General features: G+C 40.2%; 13 protein-coding genes (1 of these 13 only partly in view). 10 read left to right on the top strand and 3 right to left on the bottom strand.

The features are described 5' to 3' along the window. Positions 1-105: 105 nt before the first annotated feature. The 3 genes from A994_RS06880 to A994_RS06870 all read right to left on the bottom strand — a co-directional run bounded on the left by A994_RS06880 (position 106) and on the right by A994_RS06870 (position 3400). Positions 106-771 carry an ABC transporter ATP-binding protein gene (locus tag A994_RS06880; protein WP_004030666.1) on the bottom strand — a complete coding sequence of 222 codons (666 nt, stop codon included), beginning with the start codon at positions 769-771 and terminating at the stop codon, positions 106-108. Then, the gene (locus A994_RS06875; RefSeq protein WP_004030664.1) at positions 764-1828 is read right to left on the bottom strand and encodes an FtsX-like permease family protein; all 1065 of its coding nucleotides are present in this window, start codon (positions 1826-1828) and stop codon (positions 764-766) included. Before A994_RS06875 ends, A994_RS06880 begins: the two co-directional genes overlap by 8 nt. Before the next feature lie 615 nt (positions 1829-2443). Further along, positions 2444-3400 (bottom strand): transcriptional regulator, encoded by a 957-nt coding sequence (locus tag A994_RS06870; protein WP_100222269.1) that lies wholly within the window; start codon positions 3398-3400, stop codon positions 2444-2446. Between the two features lie 26 nt (positions 3401-3426). Between A994_RS06870 and A994_RS06865 the strand changes: the two genes are divergently transcribed. The 10 genes from A994_RS06865 to A994_RS06820 all read left to right on the top strand — a co-directional run. Beyond that, the gene (locus tag A994_RS06865) at positions 3427-4740 is read left to right on the top strand and encodes a tRNA(Ile)(2)-agmatinylcytidine synthase (protein WP_004030662.1); all 1314 of its coding nucleotides are present in this window, start codon (positions 3427-3429) and stop codon (positions 4738-4740) included. Positions 4741-4801: 61 nt separating this feature from the next. Next, complete coding sequence (locus A994_RS06860) at positions 4802-6190, top strand: MmgE/PrpD family protein (protein ID WP_004030661.1); 1389 nt, start codon at positions 4802-4804, stop codon at positions 6188-6190. Between the two features lie 138 nt (positions 6191-6328). Next, a complete protein-coding gene (locus A994_RS06855) occupies positions 6329-7231 on the top strand; it encodes a hypothetical protein (RefSeq protein WP_004030660.1) in 903 nt (300 codons plus the stop codon). A gap of 128 nt (positions 7232-7359) precedes the next feature. Beyond that, positions 7360-8226 (top strand): fumarate hydratase, encoded by an 867-nt coding sequence (locus tag A994_RS06850; protein WP_004030659.1) that lies wholly within the window; start codon positions 7360-7362, stop codon positions 8224-8226. 5 nt (positions 8227-8231) lie between these two features. Further along, on the top strand, positions 8232-9095 hold the full coding sequence (locus A994_RS06845; protein ID WP_004030658.1) for a citryl-CoA lyase: 864 nt from the start codon (positions 8232-8234) through the stop codon (positions 9093-9095). Positions 9096-9194: 99 nt separating this feature from the next. Continuing rightward, the gene (locus tag A994_RS06840) at positions 9195-9509 is read left to right on the top strand and encodes a V-type ATP synthase subunit H (protein WP_008512355.1); all 315 of its coding nucleotides are present in this window, start codon (positions 9195-9197) and stop codon (positions 9507-9509) included. A 10-nt stretch (positions 9510-9519) separates the two neighbouring features. Beyond that, positions 9520-11529, top strand: a complete 2010-nt coding sequence (locus A994_RS06835) for a V-type ATP synthase subunit I (protein ID WP_004030656.1) — start codon at positions 9520-9522, stop codon at positions 11527-11529. Position 11530: 1 nt separating this feature from the next. After that, positions 11531-12010 carry an ATP synthase subunit K gene (locus tag A994_RS06830; protein ID WP_004030655.1) on the top strand — a complete coding sequence of 160 codons (480 nt, stop codon included), beginning with the start codon at positions 11531-11533 and terminating at the stop codon, positions 12008-12010. A gap of 5 nt (positions 12011-12015) precedes the next feature. Beyond that, a complete protein-coding gene (locus A994_RS06825) occupies positions 12016-12639 on the top strand; it encodes a V-type ATP synthase subunit E (protein ID WP_004030654.1) in 624 nt (207 codons plus the stop codon). Positions 12640-12654: 15 nt separating this feature from the next. Then, positions 12655-13782: the 5' portion of a V-type ATP synthase subunit C gene (locus tag A994_RS06820; RefSeq protein WP_004030653.1), read on the top strand. Its footprint extends 30 nt past the window's final position; 1128 of the gene's 1158 nt are visible here — the first part of the coding sequence; its start codon is at positions 12655-12657; the stop codon falls past the right edge of the window.

Genomic DNA, 13782 nt, shown 5'->3' with positions numbered 1-13782 from the left:
CAATAAATAACTAAACAGTTGTATTATTTGTTTTAGATGTTTTGTTTTTGGATGTTAAAAAAATTAAAAAAATAAGTGAAATTTTATTTTAATTACTTGATTATTTTATTTACTCGGGCTGGCGAGGACACCATCACGCATATGGAGCACTTCATGGGCAAAATCCGCTGCATCTGGATTGTGGGTGACCATTACAATACTCACACCCTTGTTTTGATTTAGATCTTGAAGTATTTGCATTATTGTATTCGCATTCTGGGTATCAAGTTCTCCTGTTGGTTCATCAGCCAAAATAATTGAGGGATCATTTACAAGAGCCCTGGCAATTGCTACACGCTGCTGTTCTCCTCCTGAAAGTTGTCCCGGGCGTTTATCATGTTTTCCATTTAATCCCATGAGGTCTATTATATTTTTAGCTTTTTGGGAATCCTCCCTTATCATAGGTAGCATGACATTCTCCAGGACTGTGAGCTGGGACATGAGATTAAACCTCTGGAATATGAATCCTATTTCATTCCTTCGAAGTCTGGCCTGCTCTTTAACCGATAATTTAGTGGTATTTTTACCATTAAGCCTGAATGTACCCCTGGTTGGTGTGTCAAGTATCCCGGTAATGTGGAGGAAAGTTGACTTTCCAGATCCAGAGGGACCCATCACAGCTGTGAAAGAACCATCCTCCAAGCTAAGATCCAGTCCTGCAATGGCATTTAATTCCCCATCACCCATTTTATATGTCTTCCAGACATTATTGAATTCTATTAACTTACTCATCCCTCAACGCCTCCACCACATTCAATTTTGAAGCACGTCTTGCGGGATAAAGTCCAGCTAAAATACTTAAAATGGTAGATCCCACAATTACACTTCCAATTAACCATAAAGGTATCATTTCTGGAATGTATTCCGTGAAATTCAGCATCTTTGCAATTAAAATTACACCGATGATCCCCAGAATAACTCCGGCAACAGATCCCAGGAACCCTAATAAACCGGATTCAAATAGTATGCTTCCTTTCAGTTCCCAGTTTGTAAATCCAACGGCTTTTAAAACTCCTAATTCTTTTGTTCGTTCCATGACACTCATCATCATGGTATTTACCACGCTTATAATTCCCACAACCAGAGCTATACCTGCAATAACTCCCATGAAAAGCTGTGCTTTACTGGCCCATTCCTGAACCTCAGCAACCTTTTCTGATTTTGTTTTAACTGAAACTCCACTTACCTGCTTTTCTGTACTCTCGGCAACAGTCTTTGTATCTCCATTAGTCCGAGCATAGATAGCACTTAATTTGTTATCTGCCATTTGCTTAGCAATAGTCTGGTTTATGTAAATACCGAGTACATCCTCATCCACCTGTTCTTCGTTGGATATTCCGGTGATGGTCAATTCCTTATTCTTAATTTTTAGTTTATCGCCAATACCCAGGTGAAGCTTATCTGCAACTGCATGATTAATTACCACGCCCTGTGTTCCATTTTTTATTTTAACCTGGCTCCAATCATTCACCCCGCCCACAGTTACTGTGCTTCCATTTATTTCCTCTGAAAAAACCGATAATTCCTGGAATCCGTAAAGATTGGACTGGTTTTCAACCTTTGAAACCGTTTGAGAATCCATTAAATAAGATCCACTACTTGATGAGGGTGCAATTATTACATCGTACATATATTTATTTGTTTGATCGTTAACTGCCGAAGCTAATCCTGCAGTTGTTCCTAATAATGTCAGAATAGTGGCAACTCCAATTATTATCCCGAGCATGGTTAATGCACTTCTAAGTTTCCTTCTGCGGATGTTGTTAAACGCCAATTGGTAAAGATTCATCCATTCACCTCCAATAAACCATATAAAACTTTAATTTTCATGTAATTTTGATGTTAATTAATTATTTTCTATATTTAACAAATTTACCTAATTTTTTTAATTTTTTTAATAATACAGATAGGATTAGTCCATTTTGAATACCTCCATTGTTTTGTGGATAGTATTCAGGTTATTTAAACCTTTAAAAGTAGTTTTTCCGAGATTTACCCGATTTTAACTGGATTTTCATCCCAAGTTTCTTCATTTTATTTCATTTTATACCCAAATTGTATCAAACTTTCAAAAAAGAGTAATAATAGGCGGGAAAATCTTGCAGTCTAATCGATTAAATAAACAATTGAAACAAAGGGCATTATAGGGTTACATAACCCTAAAGAGGTATTAAAGACATTTTAATCTAAAGAAGAGTTAAAATTAAAGAATAATTAAAATTTAAAGAGTTAGGTTAAATCTAAAGAAGAGTAAAATCTAAAAAAGAATAGAAAACTAAAGAAGTCTAAAGAAAAGTAAAAATTAATCAATTTGTAAAAAAGAAAAATAGAATTCTTTTTGAATTTCCATAATACTTACAAACAAATCCATTATCTATAAACAGATCAGTTATTTATAAAAAAATCAGTTACATTCCCGTCTTTCGGCCAGCATCTTCAGAAACTCGGCAGGGTTTTTCATTTCCCCAATTTCCCAGCTGTGAACCACCGGCACTCCATCGATACATTCTGTATCCTTCTTATTCTCCAGTATGAAGACTGCATCAGTGCCAATTACATCAGAAAGATCCTTTAGGTTGGTGGCCATCTTGTTTAACACTTTCTGATTTCTATTTTTTTCAAGATCAGTAAGTAATGGTTCTGCCTTTTTGGAAGTGGCTTCAACCTGGGCAAGGGCATCAAAGGGTGTTCGGTTGGTGTTTATAACTCCAAAGCCCAGATCAACCAGTTCACGGGGTTCGCCTTTTTTAGTCTCTGCAGCATCTTCATCACTTGGAACTGAAAATAAGTTAACTGAAAGAGTGATTCTCATGTCAAGGATGCTTTCCAGTAAAAATGCAGTGTCCGGTTGTGCCCGTACTCTACCAGTCTCATATTTATAGATGGTTTCCCTGGATACATGGGCTTTATCAGCCAGATCTTTCAGTGAAAGGTTTTGTTGTTCCCTCATCTGCTTAACAACCTGGCCATCGATCTGAACGTAATATCCTCCTCGATCAGCGAATATCTCTGGATAAATTTCTTCCACCACTATATTTCGCAGGGTTGAGGGTGCTATCACCGGTATTCCATGGCGTTCGTATACCACATCTTCTTCTAAAACCTCATTCTTGGATTTAAGGCCAACCAGAAGAGGTGAAGCAAAGAAAGTGCGGGCTACTCTTTTAATTTCTTGTGCATGGGCTGCGCTGAACCCGTCCACGTTAACCAGTACTTTCATTAAAAGCAAAAGTAGTTCTCTTCGAGCCACCAGATCAAAACAACTTCTATCATATATATTAGAAGTGTCAAAACCATGTTTGGATAAAAGCTCGTTGATCTCAATAATTATATGATCTCTATGTAAGGGCATGTTCGACATGAAAAAACACCCCGGTGATATTTGTTATGAATGATGTTGATATGAATTCTGACTTGTATAATATTTATGTAGGTATGGATGACACTGACTCTGCCAGTGGAATGTGCACTACATATATATGTTCTGTGATAATGGACCGACTTAAAGCTTGTGGTTTTAGAGTGGATGGTCCACCACGCCTGATACGCCTGAACCCATTCGCTCCTCATAAAACAAGAGGAAATGGAGCAGTGTCATTTAAACTGGTTTTGAAATCAGAAGAAGATGTTGAAATCGCCAAGAATCTTATTTTGAAGATGGTAAATGAACTGGCTGTGATGGAAGACCCTAAAACCAATCCAGGTGTGGTATTTTATGAGGGTGAGGTAACTTTCGAACTTCAGGATTATGCCCTCAGAACCATTAGAACCATTGTAACCCAGGAAGAAGCTGAAAAGTTAGCAGAAAAGGTAGGGGCAGAGATATTTAAGTTCAAAAAGGGAAGGGGCATAATTGGGTCCCTGGCAGCCATTGGTTGTCCCCTGACTGATGCAACCTATGAATTGCTGGCCTACCGTGACCCCGCAAATTACGGAGCAAAAAGAAGGGTTGATCCGGAATCTGTCCTGGAAATGAACCAGGAAACATACCCTGATACTTTTGACAATGTTGATGATGGTTACATGGCCATAACTCCGCACACACCCTGCCCAGTGCTTTACGGGATTCGAGGAGAGACAGAAGAAGCGGTTGTAAAAGCCCATGAAATGGTGAAGGTATCAGAACCCATTGAATCTTTCAGGGTGTTTTTAACCAACCAGCACACTGATCTGCACCTGCAAAAAATAGATGCCATTTCCATTATGAAACAGTTCCAGTGCTACATTGTTCAGGGAACTGTTAAAACCCAGCCAGTGGTTATTGAAGGGGGACACGTTATTTTCACCCTAGAGGATGAATCTGGAGGGGTAGAATGTGCAGCCTATGAACCTACCAAAGAGTTCCGTGATGTGGTACGTAATCTGGCCCCTGGAGATCAGGTGGAAGTCTACGGTGGAATTGGGAATAAAGGAACCCTCAACGTGGAAAAGATCAAAATCATGGACTTAACACCTTTATATGAATATTTGAATCCACTTTGCAAATGCGGAAAGCGTATGAAGTCCGCAGGGAAAGGTAAAGGTTATAAATGTCCCCAGTGCGGTAATAAAATACGTGAAGACTCTGAAAAAAATGGGGAAGTTAAAGAAATAAATAAAGTAAAAGAAAGAAGGGAAATTGAAAGAAGAATTAAAACTGGATTTTATGAAGTTCCACCTTCTGCACGCCGCCATCTTAGTAAACCATTGGTTAGAGGTTGAATCCTTTAAAGGTTGATCTTAATTAAAGTTACATTATAAGCAATTTACAGGGCTAGACAAAATGATTACACGAGATTTCGCAGAATTCATCGATAAAACGAGCTACCCTGATCTTCCAGAAGCTGTGGTTAACCAGGCCAAGCTCTGTTTCCTTGATTTTTTAGGGGTTTCACTCAGAGGTTCTAGTAGTGAAAGTGCTGGAATCATGAAAAATATTATCGGTACTGGAAGGGAATCCACTGTCATTGGCGGAGACACTGCCACTCCCCTGGATGCAGCGTTAGCTAATGGAGTATCAGCTCATTGTCTTGATCTGGATGATGGTCATCGCCTGGCCCAGCTTCATCCCGGAGCATGCGTAATCCCTGCAGCATTAGCCCTGGCAGAATCATACCATAAAAACGGGAAAGAATTCATTACTGCCATGGTGGTGGGATACCAGGTTGCAATAAAAACGGGAATGATTCTTAATCCCGGCCACCGCCAGAAAGGTTTCCACAGTACCGGTACCTGTGGCACTCTGGGTGCAGCAGCTGCAGCAGCAAAAATAATGGAACTGGATGAGGAAGGTATTTTAAATGCACTGGGATTGGCCGGGACCCAGGCTGCAGGGTTACTGGAATCAGATCATACTGGGAGCATGGCAAAACACCTTCATGCAGGAAAAGCTGCCCAATCCGGAGTTTTATCAGCATTACTGGCAAAGGACGGTTTTACAGGAGCCCACAATATTCTTGAAGGGAAAGAAGGACTTTTCAAGGCCATGGGAAAGAAAAAAGAGGAGAACGATTCTCTTAAAAAATATGGAACTGGAAAATGCTCCCATGATGAATTTGAAATTCTCATGGTTTATTTCAAAAAATACCCTGTTTGCAGACATTTACACTCCTCACTGGACGCTGCTATTAGTATAATGAAAAATAAAAATCTTCAAATCGTTGATATTCAAAATATTACAGTTGAAACCTATGAAATTGCAGCTGGCCACAATAATTACCATCCCCACAGTGTGGAAGGAATCCGGCAGAGCTTGCCAGTGAGTCTGGCCCTGGCCATTATAAAGGGAGATTTGGATCTTGGAGATATTCCACGCGCAACTTTCTCTAATGAAATTAGTGGGACTGGTGAAATTACAGAAGCTGATGAAACTAATAGAACTAATGAAATTACTGAAATTACCAGTAAAATCAGGATTAAATATGATGAGGATTTGAATAAACTTTATCCTCAAAAAAGACCATCAAATGTAACCATAACCACCAAGGAACATACTTACACTGAAAGAATTGATCTGTCTAAAGGAGAACCTGAAAATCCATTCACCCCTGATGAAATGTTAAATAAATTCATTAACCTTAATCCCCATGTAGATGTTAATGTTTTAAAGGTTCTGGATCACCTGGAAGATGTCGATATAAAAGAATTGATGAATTCCCTAATCCTGCGTTAAAAATACCCTTACTTTGCATTAATAATTATTCCTGCATTAATAATTACTTTAATAATTACTCCTGCATTAAAATCATAGTTAGGAAGTCAATAAACGAAACTAATCATCATATAATAATATAGGATAGGTGTTATTGGTATGGACACTCGTAACTTTTTGAATAAAATTGGAATCAATAAAGTGGATGATAATTTACCGGATTCAGGTAAAAGGTTTCCAGATGGTGCTCAGTATCGTTTTGAAGTCCCTGGAATCCAGAAACCCGGAGCTCTGGAGGGTCTTCTGGATGCCCTGGATAAATACGAGGTCATGGTACACCGGGTGACCCAGACCAAAGGAATAATGCTCTTAACTGACAGGGAAATCCTGGAAATGGTAGATTTAGCCCGTGATGCCCGGATGGAACTTTTTTTAAGTGTTGGTCCCCGTGCTCCCTACGACACCAGTGCCTCGGCTAAAACCAAGGAAGGTGCCAGAATAGGTTACAGGCTCAGAGGTTATGATAACCTCACCTATGCTATTGAGGATGTTAAAAGGGCTGTGGATCTTGGTGTGAGGGGAATAGTGGTCTATGATGAGGGACTCCTCTGGGTTCTGGGTAAAATGCGTGAAGAAGGAGAACTACCCGCAGATGTGCATTTTAAGGTTTCAGCCCACTGTGGTCACGGAAACCCTGCCTCTGCACATCTTTTAGAGATGATAGGTGCTGATTCATTTAACCCGGTTAGGGATCTGCAGATAGCGATGCTGGCGGCAATAAGACAAGCCATTGACATTTCACTGGATATCCACACTGAAAATCCACAATCTTCTGGAGGTTTCATCAGACATTATGAAGCCCCTGAAATTATCAAGAAAGCTTGCCCAGTGTATCTTAAAACTGGAGGTGCAGTTGCTGCTCATCATGGCTACGATACCACCCGGAAAGAAGCTGGTGAAAGAGCAAGGCAAGTTTTACTGGTTCAAAGTATGATTAACCGTTTTTATCCTGAAGCAGTGATTTCTAAGAAGGGAGTAGGAGATCTGGCTAGACCTAAGTAAAACTTTACTCTTCAAAAATAATTATTTAAAAATTCATTTATCCCCTCACTACAAAGGTTCATCCCACAACTCATAAAAGTAAAAATCAGGAAAAAAATAGGGGATTAATCCCATTTAGGAGTCTAATTATGTCCACAAAAATCAGAGACCTGGTTGAAGATGCAGTGATTGAGGCCAGTACAACCTTCAGAGATGACCAGATTCAGGCTTATCAAAGAGCAATTCAAAATGAAGAAAATGATAATGCCCGCTGGGTTCTGGAGTTGCTCCTGGAAAATGAGAAAATAGCCAGTAGTAATAAAGTTCCCCTCTGCGATGACACAGGAATACCCCACGTACTGGTAGAATTAGGGCATAACACACAGTTTGATCCTGACTTATTCCATCAGATAAATGAGGGTGTGGCTTTAGGTCTTAAAAAACTCCCGGGAAGACCAATGGCAGTTTTTGGTAATGATATAGAAAGGATTGAACAGAGTCAGGGACTTTACAATGACCCTGGAAAAGTAATACCCCCATCCGTTTTGGTGGATACAACAGATAGTAAGGGCCTTAAAATCCATGTACTAATGTTAGGTGGCGGTCCAGAGATAAGGAGTCACACTTATCGTGTTTTTCACCAGCGGGATCATGGAAACCTTTTTAAGGAAGCGCTTACATGGATGAGATCAGAGATTCCTAAGTTGGGGTGCACACCATGCATCCCGGCACTGGGCATTGGAAGAACCCACTATGAAGCTTCAACATTGATGCTAAAGGCAATGACCTACGGGAACCTCAATCATCAATCCCCAATTGAAAAAAAGATAACAGATTCATTGAATCAAACCAATATAGGTGCCCTTGGTCTGGGGGGTTCAGTCACTGCCCTGGGGGCAATGGTGAAAGTAGGACCACAAAGGGCCAGTGGAGTTCGTATCGTATGCATGCGACCCTGTTGTTGTGTTGAACCAAGAAAATCATCTATTTATCTTTCACAAGATGCATTGGAGTGAGGAAAATGGCAATAGGAAGAGAGAGTGTGGAAAATTTATTAAAACTTACCAAGCCCAAATGGAGAACATCCATTACCAAGGTGGAACCTAATCGAATAATCACCAGAGGATACCCCCAGGAAGATTTGATAGGCAACATTTCATTCCCTGAAATGGTTTATTTACTCCTAAAAGGAGAACTTCCCCATGAAGAACAGGCAAAAATGTTAGAATCTGTTTTAGTCTCCTTCTGCGACCACGGAGTAACTCCTCCCAGCACCCAGGTAGCCAGGATCATGGCTTCCACCGGTGCCAATATGAACACCTGCGTTTCCGGAGGAATATCCTCCTTTGGAAAATACCATGCCGGTGCCCTGGAACGTTCCATGCATATTTTACAAAAAATAATCAAAGAAGGTATTAATTCCGAGGGCCCTCCTACATCCAGTCATGAACTGAAAAATTCGGCTCTAGTGATAGTAGAACACTTCCTTAAAAAGGGGAAAAAAATACCCGGCTACGGACACCGTTTCCATGATAAAGACCCTAGACCCGGCAAACTTATTGAAACAGCTAAAAAATATGGATGTTTTGGGATTCACACCGAATTAGCTGTTTATATAGAAAACCTGCTCCTGGAAATGAAGGGCATTCATATGAATATAGATGGTGCCAATGCAGGGATATTATCAGATATGGGATTTGATTGGAAACATGGCACTGGTTTATTCATCATAGGAAGGGTTCCAGCACTAGTTTCCCATATATATGAGGAAAAATCTGTTGAAAGTCCATTTAGAAAGTTTGTTGACGTTGAAGACATTTATTTTGATGGATTAGAATGCAGAAATATTCATGCTGATAGAAATGAACTTAATACATCCAAATAAGTTCTTATGCTCTTTTTTTGCTTCGAAAATTAAATAGTAAAAGATAAATATAAGCCTTAATAGAATTCGGTTTATCATGGTCATATTAGGGTGATTTAAATGACAACAATGTCAGAAGCTATAACAACAATAAAAAAGGCTGAAAGTGATGCCAATAAACTAATAGAGGACACAGAAGCCAAGTCTTCTGAAATGATCCAAGAAGCCAAATCGAAATCCAAAGAAACCATAGAAAAAGCCAAAGAAGAGGCCAACAGTGATGCAGAAAAGATCACTTTTGAAGCCGAAACTAACGCCAAAAAGGAAGCATATCAAATAAACAATCAAACCAAAGAAAAAGTAGAGATAACTAAAAATGAAGCTACCGGTATGGTTGATGAGGCTGCTGAAGTCATTGTAAAAAGCATATTATAGTGTGAGAACCATGTTCAAACCGGCAAGGATGAAAAAGCTCAGGATAATCACCCTGGACAAATACGCTGATTCAGCAGTGAATTCACTACACGAAGCAGCACTGGTCCAGATTGAAGATATATCCGAGCGCATACAACAGGACGCGGAATGGGGACAGATCCTGAAACCATCCAGCGCCTCTCCTTTTACCGGTAAAATTTCTTCCCTTTTAATGAAAACCTCAGGGACTGCTGATTTTCTAAAGTCAATGGCCCGAAAGGAGAAGGGAATTTTACCCCTGGTGAAGGGTTTCATAAACCCCCCTCCCATTGAAAAAGTAGAAGTAGAAGCTCTTAGTGTTCAGGAACTTATCCAGAAAGCAGAAAAAATTCTGGGAGAAGTTGAAGCCCAGACAAAACCCAAAGAAGAAAAGATCAACCAGTTAGATTCCAGGAAAACTGAACTTGAAAATGCAGTTAAAGTTGCAGAAAATCTTTCCAATTTTGATGTTGACCTCGGTCTTCTTGAAGAATCAAATTACGTTTCTTTCATTTCTGGTAAAATATCCACAGAATCCAATGATGAATTCAAAGGAAATCTGAAGGACTTTAATGATGAAATTGTTGTTTTTGACCAGGAAAGTAAAATAAAAGGATTTAAAACTCTGGTTGTAGTAACTCTGCAAAAAAATGCCGACGAAGTTTTAAGTCAGTTGCGTAAACTGGAATTTGAAAGATTCGAATTTTCCGGCCTCTCAGGCAAACCAGATGAAATAATCCAGAAATCAGAATCTGAACTGGAATCTGTAGCCCGTGAAAAGGATTCTATCTTAAATGAACTGGCAGATATATCTGCTGAATGGTTCGAGAAACTCAGAGCTCTTAAAGAAGAGTTAGAGATAGAAAAACAACGCAGTGAAGTATTTTCTTCATTTGGTGAAACTGAAAAAACAGTTATGTTTGAGGGATGGGTCCCTGAGAAAAAACTCAAAAAGGCTCTTTTAACCATTGATACGTCAACTGAAGGTCATTCCATTGTAGATGTAACTGACCCCGACGTGGAAAAAGATAACATTCCCATTCAGCTTGATAACCCCAGATTCGCCAAACCATATGAAATGTTTGTGCACATGTATTCTCCCCCAAATTACAGGGAGATCGACCCCACAGTCATGATGGCTATAATATTCCCATTTTTCTTCGGTTTCTGTTTAACCGAATCAGGTTACGGTATAGCTGATGCCCTTATAGGTTACATCATATTCCGTGGACTGGGAAGAAACAGTAAAACCATGGCCAACCTTGGTCTGATCATGGTTGCCTGTGGAGTATGGGCCGTGATCATGGGATTAGTCACTAACAGTTTCATAGGAGACTTTATACCCAGATTTATTTGGGGAAATTCAGCATTAGCTCTTCCAACCACCATACCATCCATAAACTCCTTCGTTCACCCTGAAAACATCCTCATAATCGCTTTGATTGTAGGTGTTCTGCACTTAAACATGGGTTTAATATTCGGAACATACAACAACTTAGTCCGTGGAGATGTTAAGGAAGCATTAGGAGCTCAAATAGTGTGGTTTGTCCTGGAAGCAGGTGTAATATTACTGGCAGTAGGATATCTTTTAGGATTCGGAATACTTCTGTACTCTGGAGTAGGCATCCTTATTTTAAGCATAATCATGCTGGTTTACTTCAATGGATTTTTCGGAATTATGGATCTGTCAGGTTTCCTGGGAAACGTTCTTTCATACGCCAGGCTCCTGGCATTATGTCTTTCCACCGGTGGAATCGCAATGACAGTTAACATATTATCTGGAATTTGTGCTGAAATGATCCCGGTGATTGGAATAATAATTGCACCAATAGTATTTATTGGCGGGCAGATTGCAAACGGTGCCTTCCAGACCCTGGGTGCCTTTATAAATTCATTACGTTTGCATTATGTTGAGTTTTTCGCTCAGTTTTACATAGGTGGAAGTCAAAAATTCAAGGCTTTCCGTGCCAAAAGAAAGTTTACTGAAATAGGAGGAAAATAATATGGTAGAAGTCGCTTTAGGAACAGCATTAGCATGCATAGGCGCTGGATTAGCAGTCGGTTTTGCAGGATTAGGATCAGGTTTAGGACAGGGAATAGCAGCAGCAGGAAGTGTGGGTGCGGTGGCCGAAGATGAAGACATGTTCGCCAGAGGTATCATCTTCACAGCACTGCCTGAAACTCAGGCTATTTATGGTTTCCTGATTGCTATATTGCTCATGGTATTCACAATTATGGCTAATAAAGCACTGGCTCCTTCCCTAGGTCTGGTAGCAATAGGTGCAGGAGCAGCAATAGGATTTGCTGGTCTTGGTTCTGGTATGGGTCAGGGTATAACCGCATCCTCAGCAGTAGGAGCAGTAGTTGAAAACGAAGACATGTTCGCCAGAGGTATCATCTTCACAGCACTATCCGAGACCCAGGCTATTTACGGTTTCCTGATTGCTATACTCCTCATGGTATTCGGCGGAATTCTGGGATGATCGAGATGAGCGCCGGGACAGATAAGATAGTCTCAAGTATAATGTCTGATGCCCAGATAAAAGCAGAATCCATATTAGCGGAAGCTGAAAAGGAAAATGAATCCATTCTCTCTGAAGGCCAAGTTAAAGCAGCAGCTGAAAAAGAGAAAATCTTAGAAAATGCTAAAAAAACAGCACAAATGAGGTATCAGCAGATTATCTCAGAAGCTAAGATGAACTCCCGGAGAATGGAACTTGAGGCTCGAGAAGAAGTAATAGAAGATGCTTTTGCTAAAGCTGAAGAAAATCTCAAGGAAATAGCTTCCTCAGATGCAGCCGAATACAAAGCATCTCTTGAAAAAGTAATCACAGAAGCTGGTACAGAAATAGGTGGTGGTGACCTCATAGTCCACGTTAAACAGAGCGATGTGGCTAAAATAAAAGGTAACTTACCTACTATTGAAAAAAGTATCAGCGACCAAACAGGTACCCCCACTAAACTGGAGATGGGAGCAGACATCAACACCATTGGAGGAGCTATCCTAAAAACCAAAAATGGTGAAATAGAAGTTAACAACACCATCGAATCAAGGATGTTAAGATTCAAAAAATCTCTAAGATCTGAAGTAGCAGGGATACTGTTCAAATAATAGGGGAGATTTCACATGGCAGAGGACATTACTTCATTAGTCACTGGACTGGGATTCCCCTCTATTGAGGCATTTCTAGCGGTTATGGTTCTTATCATAGCCGTTTTCGGAGTAATTGTAGTTATATCAACCATCAGACCCGTTCTGAGCATGTTTCCCTACACTTATCCCAATGCACGTGTAAGGGCTAGAATAGGGAGAATATTCAATGATAAGCAGTTTCAAGAGATGATTGAAGCCACAAACATTGAAGAAGTGAAAAACTATCTCCGAGGATACCCAGATTACGCAAAATACATTGATCAGTACCCCCTGGAAAAGGCCCTGGACACCCAGCTTGCCGAAAACTACGATTTAGTAGCCAGGATAACCCCTGAAAACAGCAGAGAAGCTTTCAAGTTTCTCCTAAAAAAATGGGACATCCAAAACATTAAAAGTATAATAATCGCTAAAAAAGCAGGGTTAAACCACGAAGAAACCCTTGATCTGGTGATTCCATTCGGTGAACTCTCAGACAAACTGGACGCACTTGTAGACGCTGAAGATGTTAATGAAGTGTTAAGCGCCCTGGAAGGAACAGAATACACTCCCATCCTGGAAGATGTCATTCCCACCTACCAGGAAACAGGAATGCTGTTACCACTGGAAGCTTCTCTGGACAAGTATCTCCTGGAAAACCTCCTTCGAACTGTAACCACCCCTGAAGATGACAATACAGCCTACTTAAAAACTTACGTAGGAAACATGGTGGATGGAACCAACCTAAAAATCATCTTAAGGGCCAAGGTGGATGGATTAAAATTCGAGGATATTGAACCCTACATGATCAGTGATGGTTACCAGATAAGGGAATGGAAGCTAAAAGATCTCATGGAAGCAGAAGATGTTGCAGGTGTGGTGAGTGGTCTGGAAGGAACAGAATACGCTCCATTATTAGCAGAATCCATGGCCACCTACAACGAAACAGGCTCCATTGGAGCATTTGAAACTGCACTGGATAACCACGTAGTTGAAACCGCGAAAAAGATCTCTTTAAAGAATCAGTTTGGAATCGGACCGATGATTGGCTTCTTAAGCAGAAAGGAAAAAGAAATCAAAAACCTGAAAATCATTGCCCGTGGTAAACGCGAAGAAGGATACACC

The sequence above is a fragment of the Methanobacterium formicicum DSM 3637 genome, from assembly GCF_000302455.1.
In the GTDB taxonomy this organism is placed as follows: Archaea; Methanobacteriota; Methanobacteria; order Methanobacteriales; family Methanobacteriaceae; genus Methanobacterium; species Methanobacterium formicicum_A.
Note: the sequence above shows the minus strand (reverse complement) of the source record. Positions and strands in the feature narration are given on the sequence as shown.

Bases quoted from the DNA above. Each gene is read 5' to 3' on its own strand.
- A994_RS06870 (WP_100222269.1), bottom strand. From the start codon at position 3,400: ATGTCGAACATGCCCTTACATAGAGATCATATAATTATTGAGATCAAC.
- A994_RS06845 (WP_004030658.1), top strand. From the start codon at position 8,232: ATGGCAATAGGAAGAGAGAGTGTGGAAAATTTATTAAAACTTACCAAG.
- A994_RS06835 (WP_004030656.1), top strand. From the start codon at position 9,520: ATGTTCAAACCGGCAAGGATGAAAAAGCTCAGGATAATCACCCTGGAC.
- A994_RS06860 (WP_004030661.1), top strand. From the start codon at position 4,802: ATGATTACACGAGATTTCGCAGAATTCATCGATAAAACGAGCTACCCT.
- A994_RS06865 (WP_004030662.1), top strand. From the start codon at position 3,427: ATGAATGATGTTGATATGAATTCTGACTTGTATAATATTTATGTAGGT.
- A994_RS06850 (WP_004030659.1), top strand. From the start codon at position 7,360: ATGTCCACAAAAATCAGAGACCTGGTTGAAGATGCAGTGATTGAGGCC.
- A994_RS06840 (WP_008512355.1), top strand. From the start codon at position 9,195: ATGACAACAATGTCAGAAGCTATAACAACAATAAAAAAGGCTGAAAGT.
- A994_RS06875 (WP_004030664.1), bottom strand. From the start codon at position 1,828: ATGAATCTTTACCAATTGGCGTTTAACAACATCCGCAGAAGGAAACTT.
- A994_RS06880 (WP_004030666.1), bottom strand. From the start codon at position 771: ATGAGTAAGTTAATAGAATTCAATAATGTCTGGAAGACATATAAAATG.
- A994_RS06855 (WP_004030660.1), top strand. From the start codon at position 6,329: ATGGACACTCGTAACTTTTTGAATAAAATTGGAATCAATAAAGTGGAT.
- A994_RS06830 (WP_004030655.1), top strand. From the start codon at position 11,531: ATGGTAGAAGTCGCTTTAGGAACAGCATTAGCATGCATAGGCGCTGGA.
- A994_RS06825 (WP_004030654.1), top strand. From the start codon at position 12,016: ATGAGCGCCGGGACAGATAAGATAGTCTCAAGTATAATGTCTGATGCC.